Origin of the sequence: Streptomyces liangshanensis (assembly GCF_011694815.1) — a bacterium.
In the GTDB taxonomy this organism is placed as follows: Bacteria; Actinomycetota; Actinomycetes; order Streptomycetales; family Streptomycetaceae; genus Streptomyces; species Streptomyces liangshanensis.
This window is the reverse complement of record NZ_CP050177.1, coordinates 6,481,300-6,494,495: the sequence shown is the minus strand read 5'-3', so window position 1 is coordinate 6,494,495 and position 13,196 is coordinate 6,481,300. Positions and strand designations below refer to the sequence as shown.

The window sequence follows — 13,196 nt, the reverse complement described above, 5'->3', positions numbered from 1 at the left end:
CATCTTCTTGTCGTGCTCCGTTCACATTCCGTTCGCCGTTCCAGGACACGGTGAGGCAGCCCCGAGGCCTCACCGGCCAACGCCCCACCCGCTCAAGGAGATCAACGTGTCCCTCACCCGAAGAGACTTCGCCAGGAAGTCCGCAGGCACGGGTATCACCCTCGCCGGCACCGCCGGCCTGCTGTCCACCGCGAGTGCCTACGCGTACGCCGACGAGAGCCGTGAGGACGCGGCGGCCCGTGGCCAGGCCCACGACGAGCACGGCGAGCACTCCAAGGGACACCAGCGCAAGACCGGTTACGGCCCGCTGATCGACGACCCGAAGGGGCTGCTCGCGCTGCCCGCCGGGTTCTCCTACAAGGTGATCACCCACGCCGGCGTCACCAAGCTGGAGTCGGGTGAGTTCACCCCGAACAAGCACGACGGCACGGCCGCGTTCGAGGGCACGCGCGGCTCCACCCTCCTCGTCACCAACCACGAGATCCGCGACAACCGCGCCGCCGTCGACCACCCGGTACCGCTCACGCCCGGTCTCGTGTACGACCCCGCCGCGCCCGGCGGCTGCACCGTCGTGGAGATCTCCAAGGACGGCCGCCACGTGGCCGAGTGGGTCGGTCTCGCGGGTACGCAGCAGAACTGCGCCGGCGGCCGCAGCCCCTGGGGCACCTGGCTGACCTGCGAGGAGAACACCGCCAAGGCCGGCGAGAACGGCATGACCAAGGACCACGGGTACGTCTTCGAGGTCGACCCGTACGACCGCCGCGCCAACCGGGACCCGAAGCCCGTCAAGGCGCTCGGACGGTACGACCACGAGGCCGTCGTCGTCGACACGAAGCGCGGCCACATGTACCTCACCGAGGACGCCGCGGACCCCAACGGCCTGCTGTACCGCTGGACTCCGCCGCACGGCTTCCGGCACGGCCGGGGCAAGCTGCGCGGCCTCTCCGACACCGCCGGTGTGCTGGAGGCCTTCAAGTGCTTCGACGCGCGGGGCCGGTTCGTGGACGACCTGTCCCGTGCCACCGCGGTGGGGACCGTCTACGGCGTCGACTGGGTGGCCGTGCGCGACCGTGACGCCAAGACCGTACCGGTGCGCAAGCAGTTCACCGACTCCCAGGTCACCCGCGCCCGCAAGCTGGAGGGCATGTGGTGGGCCGACGGCGGGGCGTACATCGTCTCGTCCTTCGCGCGGGAGGAGAGCCCGGTCCAGCACGACGGGCAGGTGTGGTTCTACGACCCGGCCCGCCGCAAGCTGACCCTCAAGCTCATCCTCGGCGTCAACCCCGACCCGTCGAAGGACGGCGCCCTCGACGGCCCCGACAACATCACGGTCTCCCCGTACGGCGGCGTGATCCTCGCGGAGGACGGGGAGGGCGTCCAGCACCTCTTCGGCGCGACGGACGCGGGCAAGACCTACCCGATCGCCCGCAACGAGCTGAACGACGGCACCCCGGAGTCGCCGTCCTACAGCGAGTTCGCCGGCGTGGTCTTCTCGCCCGACGGCCGGACGCTGTACGCGAGCATCCAGAATCCCGGCATCTTGCTGGCCATCACCGGCCCCTGGCGCCACCAGGGCTGACGCCCCGGCCGCGCGGCCCGGAGCCGGGATCCGGGCCGCGCGACCCTCAGGACCGCCAGGGCGCCCGTACCGTCGGGGCGTCCGTACCGTCAGGGCGTCCGTACCGTCGGGGCGCCCTGACGCGTCAGGGCCAGGAGCTCCCGGGCCGGGCCCGTGGGGCGGGGACCCGAGGGCCAGACGGCGCGCAGTTCGCGGCCCAGGTCGAGGCCGGACACCGGTACGGCCACCAGGCGGCGGGCCGCCAGCTCCTCCGCCACCGCCAGTTCGCTCAGCACGCACGGCCCCACGCCGCCCATCACCGCGGCCTTCAGCGCGGTGGTGGACGCCAGTTCCAGCAGGGGCGCGGCGGGGCCCCCGTACGGGGCGAGGACAGCGTCGAGCACCTGGCGGTTGCCGGAGCCCGGTTCCCGCAGGATCAGGCCGGTGGCGGCGAGCTCGGACGGGTCGAGCGGGGTACGGCGGCGGGCCCAGGGGTGGCCGGGCGCGGCGACCACCACCAGCCGGTCGTGGCCGATGACGGTGGCGTCGAGCCCCGCCGGCACGGTCGGGCCCTCGACGAAGCCGAGGTCCGCCTCGTGGGCGAGGACGCGCGCCCCGACGCTGTCGGAATTGCCCGCGTACAGGGACACGGCCGTGCCGGGACGCGCCCGGTGCAGGGCGATCAGCCAGCCCGGCAGCAGGTACTCGGCGATCGTCATGCTGGCGGCGACCCGCAGCCGGGAGTCCTGGCGGGCCCGCAGCGCCTGCGCGCCCGCGTCGAAGGCCTCCGCCGACTCCACGACGCGCCGGGCCCACTCCGTGACGAGGATGCCCGCGTCGGTGAGGCGGGAGCCGCGCGGCGAGCGGTCCAGCAGCGCCACCCCGAGCTGCCGTTCCATGGCCTGGATCCGGCCGCTGGCGGCCGGCTGGCTGATGCCGGTCTCCCGGGCCGCGCGCCCGAGGCTGCCCAGCCGGGCGACGGCCAGCAGCAGTTCCAGCGCGCCGAGGTCGGGCACCCGGTGTGCGAGCGGCTGCCCCTCGGGCGCACGAGACACATCGGTCATAGGTCCAGCTTATGGCCTCATAGGAACAAAGGGGCTGGTGGGGCGGCCGCCCCCGCCGCAGGCTGAGGACATGGTCAGCCTCGCCCCGCACCCGGTCACCCGCCCTCCCGCCGTCGCGCCGCTCCCCCGCCCGTCGGCGCCGCGTCACCTGGGTCCCGCCTGGTACGCGACGGTCATGGGGACGGCCGTCGTGGCGAGCGCGGGGGCCGCCCTCCCGCAGCGGGTGCCGGGCCTGCGGGCCGCCTCCGCGGCGGTGTGGGCGCTGTCGGCCGTGCTGCTCGTCGCCGTGCTGGCCGCCCGTGCCACGCGCTGGGCGCGGCATCGGGACCGGGCGCGCGCCGATCTCCTGGACCCGGCCGTCGCGCCCTTCTTCGGATGCCTGCCGATGGCCCTGCTGGCGGTGGGCGGCGCCACGCTCGCCGTGGGCGGTGACGTGCTCGGCCCAGGGGCCGCGCTGCGCGTGGACGCTGTGCTGTTCGGCGTGGGCACGGTCCTGGGGCTGGTGGTCGCCGTGGCGATCCCGTACCTGATGGTCGTACGGCACCGGCTCACCCTCGCGGACGTGTCGCCCGTCTGGCTGCTGCCGGTGGTGCCGCCGATGGTCGCGGCGGGGGCCGGGGCGGGGCTGGTGCCGCACCTGCCGGCCGGGCAGGGGCGGGAGGCGCTGCTGCTGGGGTGTTACGCGATGTTCGGGCTGAGCCTGCTCGCCACGCTCGCGCTCCTGCCGCTGATCGCCGGCCGGCTGTTGCTGCTCGGGCCGCTGCCGCTCGCGCTGACGCCCGCGATGTTCCTGGTGCTCGGCCCGCTGGGCCAGTCCACGACGGCGGTGGGGCGGCTCGCGGACGTGGCCCCGACGGCGGTCAGCGGCTCCCTCCCGGCCGCCCTCGGCGCGTTCGCCGTCGTCTACGGCGTCGCGGTGATGGGGTTCGCGCTGCTGTGGCTGGCGCTGTCCGCCGCGCTGGTGATGCGGGCGCTGCGGCGCGGGATGCCGTTCTCGATGGGGTGGTGGGCGTTCACATTCCCGGTCGGGACCTGCGTGACCGGCGCGGAGGTGCTGGCGCTCCGGACGGGCCTGGTGGCGTTCCAGTGGCTCGCGGCGGGCCTGTTCGTCGTGCTGGTGTCGGCCTGGGTCACGGTCGGCGCGGGGACGGTACGGGGCCTGCTCGGCGGAGCGCTGCCCGCAGCGCCGCGGGCGCCCCGGCCAGGGACGGGCCGTACCAGGTGAGGAACCGCCCGTCGACGAGCGCGGCGGGCAGGCCGGGGAAGGCCTCGGGGCCGTCGTCGGCGGTGAAGCGGTACGGCTCGTCGGGCAGGACCACGAGGTCGGCGCCGGACGCGCGCAGCTCGGCCACCGGGACGCGGGGGTAGCGCTCGGGGTGGTCGGCGTACACGTTCCGTACGCCGAGGCGGGCCAGCAGGTCCCCGGCGAACGTGTCGCTGCCGAGGACCATCCAGGGGCGGCGCCAGACCGGGACGACGGCGGTGCGCGGCGGGTACGGGGCCGAGGGCGGGGCGGCCCACGCGGCCCGCGCGTCGTCCAGCCAGCGGGGCGGGGCGGTGAGCCCGCAGCCGGCCAGCAGGACGCGCTCCAGCTCGGCGAAGGCCTGGTCCAGGCTCCTGACCTCGGTGACCATGACGTCGAGTCCGGCGGCGCGCAGGGCGGCCAGGTCGGGGGCGCGGTTCTCCTCCTCGTTGGCGATCACCAGGTCGGGGCGGAGGGCGGCGATCGCCGCCACGTCGGGGTTCTTGGTGCCGCCGATCCGTACGACGTCGAGGCCGGCCGGGTGGACGCACCAGTCGGTGGCGCCCACCAGCAGGCCGGGCGCGCCGACCGCGACGGCCTCGGTGAGCGAGGGGACGAGCGAGACGACCCGGCGTACCTTCCGAGGAGACGTCATGGGCGGTGTCAGCGCGGCGGGTCGACGGTCGCGTCGATGTGTTCCGCGACCGCGACGACAAGGATCCGGGTGCCCGGCTCGGTGGCGCGCCACCGGTGCCGTACCCCACCGGACAGATACAGCGTGTCGCCGCGCTCCAGGCGGTACGCGCGCCCCTCGGCCTCGACCTCCGCGGCGCCGTCGGCGATGTACATCACCTCGTCGTTGCGGTGCTGGTACTCCCGGCCGGTGTCCTGCTCGCCCGTGTACTCCTTGGCGTGCAACTGGTGTCCGCCGCGCGCCACCCGGCGCACGCCGGGGCCTCCGTCGCCCGCCCGGACGACGTCGACCGTGCGCGCGGAGTCGGCCGCCGCGTGCAGCTTGGGGATCGTGGTCTCCAGCGCGTCCGCCACCCGCTCCAGGGAGCGGGTGCTGGGTCTCGCGCGTTCGTTCTCGATCTGGCTCAGGAAGGGCACGGAAAGCCCGCTGCGGGCCGCGACCGCCGCCAGCGTCAGGCCCAGCGACCTGCGCCTCCTGCGGACGGCGGCGCCCACCCTGAGCGCTTCCTTGTCGTCCATGTCTGGGCTCCCTCCCGACCGGATCGTCATCCTCTCAGAGTTGACGCCGGTACAAGGGCTGTCCCCGGAGGTTCCCCCTCTCGCTCCATCATGCGCGTCTCCGGCGCATACCGGTACCGGTGGGGCCGCGGCACCGGCCCTCACCGGTACCGCGGCCGTACGCCGGAGGCGGGCCCCACGGCGGGTGCTACTCGCCGTGCGCCACGGGTGTCCACGTGTCGGCCGCGCGCGGGTTGTCCTTGAGCCAGGCCCGTACCGCCTCCTGCTCCTTGCCCTTGCCGGTGGACTGGATCGTGGCCTCCAGGCTGGTGAGTTGCTTCTCGCTGATGTCGAAGTCCTTGAGCCAGGACGCGACCCGGGGGTGGTCGTCGGTGAATCCCCCGCGGGTCAGGGTGTGGATGCCGTCGCCCGTGCCCCAGACGTTCCTGGGGTCGTCGAGCTTGGTGAGGTCGTAGGTGTTGTACGCCCAGTGCGGCGACCACAGCACGACGACGAGCGGTTCCTTCTTCTCGTACGACCGCTTCAACTCGGAGAGCATGGCGGGGGTCGATCCGTCGACGACCTCGTACTCCCCCTCCAGGCCGTAGGCCTTGAGGACCTTGTCCTTGAGGAGGCCCATCTCGCCCGCGCCGGGCTCGATGCCGATGATGCGGCCCTGGAAGGTGGACGCCTTGCCCTTGAGGTCGGCGAGCGAGTGGACGCCCTTCACGTACGAGGGCACGGAGAGCTCCAGCGACGTCTGGTCGTACCAGGAACCCATGTCCTCCAGCTGGTTCTTGTACTTGGCCCAGTACGCGGCGTGGGTGACGGGCAGCCAGGAGTCGGTCTGGATGTCGATCTGGCCGCCCGCCTGGCCGGCGTAAAGCGCGCCCGCCTCGTACTGCCGGGCGTCGACGTCGTAACCGCGCTCCTCCAGCAGTTCCTTCCAGAGGAACGTGGAGGCGATGCCCTCGTCCCAGGGGATGTAGCCCATGGTGATCTTCTCGCCCTTGCCGACGTTCCCGGCGCCGGACGCGGTGTTGTCCTTCGCGGGGGAGCCGCCGAAGACGCCGAGTCCGCCGGCGACGAGCGCCAGGACGACCGCTCCGGCGATCGCGACGGCGGGTTGCGGCCGGTGGTCCCAGATCCTCGGTCCGCCGGCCAGTTCCTTGGCCCTGGCCAGCGCGCGGCGGCCGACCGGGGAGACCTGGAGGCTGAGCGCGCCGGTGATGCGGTCGAGGTACATCGCGAGGACGACGACGGAGACGCCCGCCTCGAAGCCGAGGCCGATGTTGACGTTGCCGATGGCCTGGAAGACGTCCCCGCCGAGTCCGCCGCCGCCGACCATGCCGGCGATGACCACCATGGACAGGCCCAGCATGATGACCTGGTTGATGCCCGCCATGATCGTCCGGAGGGCCAGCGGGAGCTGGACGCGGAGCAGGGTGTCGCGGGGGCTGGTGCCGAACGCCTCGGCGGCCTCGACCAGTTCGGCGTCGACCTGACGGATGCCCAGTTCGGTCATCCGGACGCCGGGCGGCAGCGCGAAGATGATCGTCGCGATGATGCCGGGCACGACCCCGACCCCGAAGAAGAACACCCCGGGGATCAGGTAGACCATCGCGGGCATCGTCTGCATGAAGTCGAGCACGGGCCGGACGACGGCGCCGACGGTCTTCGACCGCGCGGCCCAGATGCCCAGCGGGATCGCGATGACCAGCGTGACGACGGTGGCGACGAGGACCAGCGACAGCGTCGCCATGGAGTCGTCCCACAGCTCGACGGAGTCGATGAGCGCGAAGCCCGCGAAGGCCAGCACGCCGGCGAGCAGGCTGCGCAGCCACCACGCGAGGACGGCGAGGATGCCGGCCAGGAGCAGGGGTTCGGGCGCGGAGAGCACCGCGTCGATGCCGTCGTACATGCCGGAGACGACGGAACCGATCGCGTCGAACAGCCAGGACAGGTGGCGCTGGAGGAAGCCGACGGCGGAGTCGACCCACGCGCCGAGCGGGAGCCTAGGCATGGGACACCGCCTCGGCCCCGGGGACCGGGACCGGCCGGTCCGCGGCTCCGGCGGGTGCCGTTCCCGTGGGTGTCGTTCCCGTGGGTGTCATGGGCTCGCCGAGGACGGCGAGCAGCCGGGCGCGCGGGACGACTCCGACGAGGGCGCCGTCGGCGCCGGTGACGGCGACCGGCGTCCCGCTGAGCGAGCAGGGGGTGAACAGCTCGATGACCGGCGTGTCCTCCCGGACCCGGGCGGGCGCGGCGGCGAGGACGTCCGCGGCGGTACGGAGCACCGCGCCGCCGTCGGTACGGGTCCCGAGGACCGTCGCGGGAGCGGCCATGATCGCGCCGGCGGTGAGCACCCGGGAGCGGTCGACGTCCTGGGTGAAGGAGGCGACGTAGTCGTCGGCGGGGCTGACGAGGATGTCCTCGGCGGTGCCGACCTGGACGATCCCGCCGTCGCGCATCACGGCGATCCGGTCGCCGAGGCGCATGGCCTCGTTGAGGTCGTGGGTGATGAACACGATGGTCTTCTTCAGGCGCTTCTGGAGTTCCAGCAGCTGGTCCTGCATGTCGCGGCGGATCAGCGGGTCGAGCGCGCTGAACGACTCGTCCATCAGCAGCAGGTCGGCGTCCGTGGCGAGCGCGCGGGCGAGTCCCACGCGCTGCTGCATGCCGCCGGACAGCTCGTCGGGCCAGGACTTCTCCCAGCCGCTCAGGCCGGTCATCTCCAGTGCCCCGGCCGCGCGTTTGTCGCGCTCCGCGCGGGGCACTCCCTGGACCTCGAGTCCGTAACCGGCGTTCTCCAGCACGCTGCGGTGGGGGAAGAGGGCGAAGTGCTGGAACACCATGCTGATCCTGGAGGAGCGGACGCGGCGCAGTTCCCGCGGGCTCAGGGCGGTGAGGTCCTGGCCGTCGAAGAGCACGCGTCCCGAGGTCGGTTCCAGCAGCCCGTTGAGCATCCGCAGCAGCGTGGACTTGCCCGATCCGGACAGTCCCATCACCACGAAGATCTGGCCGGGCTCGACCGAGAACGAGGCGTCGATCACCGCCGCGGTCGTGCCCTCGGCGCGAAGCGCGTCACGGTCCGTGCCGCTTTCGAGCCGGGCTACGGCGTCGTCCGGTCGTCTGCCGAACACCTTGTACAGGTGTTCCGCCTGGAGCCTGCTCACATGCACCTCTCGGGTCGTGCGAAGAACGGCCCGGCGCCCCCGCGGCGGACCGTGGAGCGGGACGGGTTCGGCCCGTGTCGTCCGGGTCCCGCCGGTCGGCGGGGCCGGGTCCGCTCCGGGGCCGCGCCTGCCCGAGCGCCCACCGACCAAACGGTTGGTGATCCAGGTCATACCCGCGGGTGGTGACCGTCCGTGGTCGCGAGGGCCCCGCGTGAGCGTCCCTGTCAGTGCCGTGCGGCATCATCGGGGGCGTGACGCGACGCCTGATGCTCCTCGACACCGCCTCCCTCTACTTCCGCGCCTACTTCGGGGTCCCGGACTCCGTGCGGGCCCCGGACGGCACGCCGGTCAACGCGGTGAAGGGGCTGCTGGACTTCATCGCCCGGCTGGTCCAGGACCACCATCCGGACGACCTGGTGGCCTGCATGGACGCGGACTGGCGGCCCCAGTGGCGGGTGGACCTCATCCCCTCGTACAAGGCGCACCGCGTGGCCGAGGCGCACGCGGAGGGGCCGGACGAGGAGGAGACCCCCGACACCCTGGCCCCGCAGGTCCCGGTGATCGAGGAGGTGCTCGACGCGCTGGGCATCGCCCGGGTGGGCGTGGCGGGGTACGAGGCGGACGACGTGATCGGCACGCTCGCGACGGCGGCCGCGGGGCCCGTGGACATCGTCACGGGCGACCGCGACCTCTACCAGCTGATCGACGACGCCCGGGGCGTCCGGGTGCTGTATCCGCTGAAGGGCGTCGGTTCGCTGCATCTCACGGACGAGGCGGCGCTGCGGGAGAAGTACGGGGTGGACGGGGCGGGTTATGTGGACCTCGCCCTCCTGCGCGGCGACCCGAGCGACGGGCTGCCGGGCGTGCCGGGCATCGGCGAGAAGACGGCGGCGAAGCTGATCGACGCGTACGGGGACCTGGCGGGGATCATGGCGGCCGTCGACGACCCCCGGTCGAAGCTCACCCCGTCGCAGCGCAAGCGGCTGGACGAGGCCAGGGACTACGTGGCGGTGGCGCCGACGGTGGTGCGGGTCGCGCGGGACGTGCCCCTGCCGGACTTCGACCCGGCGCTGCCCTCCGAGCCGCTGCACCCCGAGGCGCTGGAGGAGCTGGCGGAGCGGTGGGGGCTGGGCGGCGCGCTGCGGCGCCTGCTCCTCGCGCTCGAACGATGAGGTGTTAGCTTAGGTAAGCCTAAGCAGCACGAAGAGTTGGGGAGACCGCCGTGGCAGCACAGCCCGTCCGCAGGACACCGAAGGCCCGTGAGGCGCAGGTGGTGCGCACCGAGTGGATCACTCCACACATGGTGCGCCTCGTCCTGGGCGGGGACGGGCTGGACGGCCTGGAGATCGGCGAGTTCACCGACCACTACGTCAAGGTGCTGTTCGCCCCGGCGGGGGTGAGCTACCCGGAGCCGTTCGACATGGAGCGCATCCGGGAGGACTTCCCGCGGGAGCAGTGGCCGACGACGCGTACGTACACCGTCCGGGCCTGGGACCCGGCGGCCCGTGAGCTGAGCGTCGACTTCGTGGTGCACGGCGACGAGGGCCTGGCGGGGCCGTGGGCGGCGCGGGCCCAGGTGGGCGAGACGATGCGCTTCCTCGGCCCCGGTGGCGGGTACGCGCCGGACGCGGCCGCGGACTGGCACCTGATGGCCGGTGACGAGAGCGCCCTGCCGGCGATCGCCGCGTCGCTGGAGCGGGTCCCGGCGGGCGCGGTCGTGCACGCCTTCGTGGAGGTCTCGGGCCCCGGCGAGGAGCAGAAGATCACGACGCCGGACGGGGTCGAGGTGCGCTGGCTGCACCGGGGGGACCGGCCGGTGGGCGAGGCGCTGGTCGCGGCCGTACGGGATCTGGAGTTCCCCTCCGGCGACGTGCAGGCCTTCGTCCACGGCGAGGCCGGCTTCGTGAAGGAGCTGCGGCGGCACCTGCGCCTGGAGCGGGGCATCCCGCGCGAGCGGCTGTCCATCTCGGGGTACTGGCGGCTCGGCCAGAGCGACGAGGCGTGGCGCGCGGCGAAGCGGGAGTGGAACGAGCAGGTGGAGCGGGAGCAGGAAAGCGCGTCCTGAGGGGCGCGGCCGGGCCTCCCCCGTCCCACCGGGAAGGAAATTCGGCGAAGCTTGCCCCCGGACCAATCCGCCGGGGCACCGGCTCCGAATCTCCCTTGAACCCCGGCCCGGACGCATCGTGGAGGACGCCGCGTGAAAGAAGCCGTACACATCGGCGGACCCGCTTCTGCGGGGCCCGACCTCCAGGAGTTGCTGGGGCAGGTCGCCCGGGGCGACCAGGAGGCCTTCTCGCGCGTGTACGACCAGGTCTGCGGGCCCGTCCTCGGGCTCGTGCGTTCCGTCCTGCGCGATCCCGCCCAGTCGGAGGAGGTCGCCCAGGAAGTGCTGCTGGAGGTCTGGCGTACCGCGCCGCGCTTCCGGCCCGCCCGGGGCTCGGCCATGACCTGGGTCATGACCCTCGCCCACCGCAGGGCGGTCGACCGGGTGCGCTCCGCCCAGGCGTCCAGCGACCGTGAGCACCGGGCGGCGCTGCTGGACAGGACCCCGGCCTACGACGAGGTCGTCGAGCAGGTCGAGGCCGGTCTCGAACGCGAACAGGTGCGCCGCTGTCTGCGTACCCTCACCGAACTCCAGCGCCAGTCCGTGACGCTGGCGTACTACCAGGGGCTCGCCTACCGCGAGGTGGCCGAGCTGCTGTCCGTACCGCTGGGCACGGTCAAGACCCGGCTGCGCGACGGACTGATCCGCCTGCGCGACTGCTTGGGGGTGAGCGCATGACCACCGCGGATCTGCACACGCTGACCGGCGCCTACGCGCTGCACGCGCTGGAGGCCGACGAACAGGCCGCCTTCGAGCGGCATCTGGAGGTCTGCCCGGCGTGTTCCCAGGAGGTACGGGAACTGGCCGCCACGGCGGCCCGGTTGGGCCGGGCCGTGACCGTGCTCCCGCCGCCCGCGCTCAAGGAGCAGGTGCTGCGGCGGATCGCCACGGAACGCCAGGACCCGCCCAAGGTCACCCCCCAGACCCGGGGCTCCGGAGGCGGCGGCGCGGCCCGGGGGCGGGCGCTGTCCCGCTTCGTGCTGGCCGCGTGCCTGGCGGCCGCGGTCGGGTTCGGCGGGATCGCGGTGTGGCAGCACCAGGAGGCGCGGGACGCCCGGCAGCGGGCGGAGGCGTCCGACAACCGCTCCCAGGAGCGGTCCGCGGCGCTCGCCGCCGTGCTCGCGGCGCCGGACGCCAAGGTCACCACGGGCAGGCTGACGGACGGCGCGACCGGCACCGTCGTGGTCTCCCGCGACCGGGACCGGGCCGTGTTCGTCGCGGCCGGGCTGCCGGAGACCCCCGCCGGGAAGGTCTACCAGCTCTGGTACGACGACGGCGGAAAGATGCGCGCCGCGGGCCTGTTGCACCCGTCGGCGGGCTCCGATGCGGTACTGATGGCCGGGTCCGTCGGATCGGCCTCCGGGATGGGGATCACGGTGGAACCGGCCGGCGGATCGGTGGCACCCACCACCGACCCCCTGGCCGTGATGGCCTTCCCGAGCGCGTAAGGACGCACGTCCATGAGTGTTGCGGTGGTGCTGTTCACCTCCGACCTGCGGGTGCACGACCAACCGGTGCTCCGCGCCGCCCTGCGCGGCGCGGAGCGGGTGGTGCCCCTGTTCGTACGGGACGACGGCGTACGGGCGGCGGGCTTCGACGCGCCCAACCGGCTGGCGTTCCTCGCCGACTGCCTGGGCGCGCTCGACGCGGGCCTGCGTCAACGCGGCGGCCGGCTCATCCTCCGTACGGGCGATGTCGTCGACGAGGTGTGCCGGGTGGTCCGGGAGTCCGGCGCCCGGCGGGTCCATGTCGCGGCGGGGGTGAGCCGGTACGCGACGACGCGCGAGGAGCGGCTGCGTACGGCCCTGCGCGAGGCGGGGTGCGCGCTGGACGTGCACGACGCCGTCATGACCGCCGTGCCGCCCGGGGCGATCACCCCGGCGGGCGGGGACGCGTTCGCGGTGTTCACCCCGTACTTCCGCCGCTGGTCGGAGACCCGGCTGCGGGAGGTGTGCGCCGCGCCCCGGACGGTACGGGTCCCGGATCTCGCGAGCGATCCGCTGCCGGAACGCCCGGACGCGGAGCACGTCTCCCCCGGCCTCCCCGAGGGCGGCGAGGCGGCGGCGCGCAAGCGGCTCACCGCCTGGCTGGCCGACGGGATCGAGTCGTACGAGGACCGCCACGACGACCTCCCGGGCGACGCGACGTCCCGGCTCTCCCCGTACCTGCACTTCGGCTGTCTCTCCCCGGTGGAGGCCGTCCACCGGGCGCGGGGGAAGGGGGGCGCGGGCGCCGAGGCGTTCGTACGGCAGCTGGCCTGGCGGGACTTCCACCACCAGGTGCTCGCGGCCCGCCCCGAGGTGTCCTGGTCGGACTACCGCCCGCGCGGCGACGCGTGGCGGTCCGACCGCGAGGAGATCGCCGCGTGGCGGGAGGGCCGCACGGGATACCCGGTGGTGGACGCGGCGATGCGCCAACTGGCGCACGAGGGCTGGATGCACAACCGGGGGCGGCTGCTGGTCGCGAGCTTCCTCACCAAGACGCTGTACGTGGACTGGCGCGTCGGCGCCCGCCACTTCCTGGACCTCCTGGTGGACGGGGACCTCGCCAACAACCAGCTGAACTGGCAGTGGGCGGCCGGCACCGGGACGGACACCCGGCCGGGGCGGGTCCTCAACCCCCTGACCCAGGCGACCCGGTTCGACCCGGGGGGCGACTACGTCCGCCGCTGGCTGCCGGAGCTGGCGGAGCTGCCCGGCAACAAGATCCACCGCCCCTGGCTCCTCCCGCCCGAGGACCGCGCCCGTCTCACCTACCCGGACCCGATCGTGGACCTCGCCGAGGGCCGCGACCGCTTCGCCCGCGCACGGGGGTAGCGGGCGGAAACCGGAAGCGCCCGGCCGGCCTTGAGGCCTGCCGG

Annotated in this window: 12 protein-coding genes; 7 read left to right on the top strand and 5 right to left on the bottom strand. The window is 73.7% G+C overall.

Annotation, left to right across the window (positions count from 1 at the left end; all coding sequences use genetic code 11):
• Positions 1-106 precede the first annotated feature (106 nt).
• Positions 107-1,579, top strand: a complete 1,473-nt coding sequence (locus tag HA039_RS28130; protein ID WP_167034146.1) for an alkaline phosphatase PhoX — start codon at positions 107-109, stop codon at positions 1,577-1,579.
• Between the two features lie 89 nt (positions 1,580-1,668).
• Here HA039_RS28130 and HA039_RS28125 read toward each other — a convergent pair whose 3' ends face one another.
• Positions 1,669-2,622 carry a LysR family transcriptional regulator gene (locus HA039_RS28125; protein ID WP_167034145.1) on the bottom strand — a complete coding sequence of 318 codons (954 nt, stop codon included), beginning with the start codon at positions 2,620-2,622 and terminating at the stop codon, positions 1,669-1,671.
• A gap of 70 nt (positions 2,623-2,692) precedes the next feature.
• Between HA039_RS28125 and HA039_RS28120 the strand changes: the two genes are divergently transcribed.
• The gene (locus HA039_RS28120) at positions 2,693-3,847 is read left to right on the top strand and encodes a TDT family transporter (protein WP_167034144.1); all 1,155 of its coding nucleotides are present in this window, start codon (positions 2,693-2,695) and stop codon (positions 3,845-3,847) included.
• On the opposite strand, the gene HA039_RS28115 is transcribed toward HA039_RS28120, so the two are convergent.
• The 4 genes from HA039_RS28115 to HA039_RS28100 all read right to left on the bottom strand — a co-directional run bounded on the left by HA039_RS28115 (position 3,753) and on the right by HA039_RS28100 (position 8,232).
• On the bottom strand, positions 3,753-4,520 hold the full coding sequence (locus HA039_RS28115; protein ID WP_167034143.1) for a helical backbone metal receptor: 768 nt from the start codon (positions 4,518-4,520) through the stop codon (positions 3,753-3,755). The two genes, HA039_RS28120 and HA039_RS28115, sit on opposite strands and share 95 nt — an antisense overlap.
• An 8-nt stretch (positions 4,521-4,528) precedes the next feature.
• Positions 4,529-5,077 carry a helix-turn-helix domain-containing protein gene (locus HA039_RS28110; protein ID WP_161312802.1) on the bottom strand — a complete coding sequence of 183 codons (549 nt, stop codon included), beginning with the start codon at positions 5,075-5,077 and terminating at the stop codon, positions 4,529-4,531.
• Between the two features lie 187 nt (positions 5,078-5,264).
• Positions 5,265-7,079: an ABC transporter permease/substrate binding protein gene (locus tag HA039_RS28105; protein ID WP_167034142.1), complete on the bottom strand. Its 1,815-nt coding sequence runs from the start codon at positions 7,077-7,079 to the stop codon at positions 5,265-5,267.
• On the bottom strand, positions 7,072-8,232 hold the full coding sequence (locus HA039_RS28100) for a quaternary amine ABC transporter ATP-binding protein (protein ID WP_167034141.1): 1,161 nt from the start codon (positions 8,230-8,232) through the stop codon (positions 7,072-7,074). Before HA039_RS28100 ends, HA039_RS28105 begins: the two co-directional genes overlap by 8 nt.
• Positions 8,233-8,498: 266 nt before the next feature.
• Between HA039_RS28100 and HA039_RS28095 the strand changes: the two genes are divergently transcribed.
• The 5 genes from HA039_RS28095 to HA039_RS28075 all read left to right on the top strand — a co-directional run bounded on the left by HA039_RS28095 (position 8,499) and on the right by HA039_RS28075 (position 13,152).
• Entirely contained in the window at positions 8,499-9,404 is a 906-nt protein-coding gene (locus HA039_RS28095) for a 5'-3' exonuclease (RefSeq protein ID WP_167037735.1), read from the top strand.
• 50 nt (positions 9,405-9,454) lie between these two features.
• On the top strand, positions 9,455-10,297 hold the full coding sequence (locus HA039_RS28090) for a siderophore-interacting protein (RefSeq protein ID WP_167034140.1): 843 nt from the start codon (positions 9,455-9,457) through the stop codon (positions 10,295-10,297).
• Between the two features lie 132 nt (positions 10,298-10,429).
• Positions 10,430-11,014 (top strand): sigma-70 family RNA polymerase sigma factor, encoded by a 585-nt coding sequence (locus tag HA039_RS28085; protein ID WP_161306742.1) that lies wholly within the window; start codon positions 10,430-10,432, stop codon positions 11,012-11,014.
• Entirely contained in the window at positions 11,011-11,784 is a 774-nt protein-coding gene (locus HA039_RS28080; RefSeq protein ID WP_167034139.1) for an anti-sigma factor, read from the top strand. The genes HA039_RS28085 and HA039_RS28080 overlap by 4 nt, the downstream gene beginning before the upstream one ends.
• A gap of 12 nt (positions 11,785-11,796) precedes the next feature.
• Positions 11,797-13,152, top strand: coding sequence for a cryptochrome/photolyase family protein (locus HA039_RS28075; protein WP_167034138.1), 1,356 nt, complete (start codon positions 11,797-11,799; stop codon positions 13,150-13,152).
• Positions 13,153-13,196: the final 44 nt, after the last annotated feature.

Excerpts from the sequence above, each read along its gene's own strand:
- HA039_RS28115 (WP_167034143.1), bottom strand. The coding sequence starts at position 4,520 with ATGACGTCTCCTCGGAAGGTACGCCGGGTCGTCTCGCTCGTCCCCTCG.
- HA039_RS28125 (WP_167034145.1), bottom strand. The coding sequence starts at position 2,622 with ATGACCGATGTGTCTCGTGCGCCCGAGGGGCAGCCGCTCGCACACCGG.
- HA039_RS28105 (WP_167034142.1), bottom strand. The coding sequence starts at position 7,079 with ATGCCTAGGCTCCCGCTCGGCGCGTGGGTCGACTCCGCCGTCGGCTTC.
- HA039_RS28080 (WP_167034139.1), top strand. The coding sequence starts at position 11,011 with ATGACCACCGCGGATCTGCACACGCTGACCGGCGCCTACGCGCTGCAC.
- HA039_RS28075 (WP_167034138.1), top strand. The coding sequence starts at position 11,797 with ATGAGTGTTGCGGTGGTGCTGTTCACCTCCGACCTGCGGGTGCACGAC.
- HA039_RS28095 (WP_167037735.1), top strand. The coding sequence starts at position 8,499 with ATGCTCCTCGACACCGCCTCCCTCTACTTCCGCGCCTACTTCGGGGTC.
- HA039_RS28120 (WP_167034144.1), top strand. The coding sequence starts at position 2,693 with ATGGTCAGCCTCGCCCCGCACCCGGTCACCCGCCCTCCCGCCGTCGCG.
- HA039_RS28110 (WP_161312802.1), bottom strand. The coding sequence starts at position 5,077 with ATGGACGACAAGGAAGCGCTCAGGGTGGGCGCCGCCGTCCGCAGGAGG.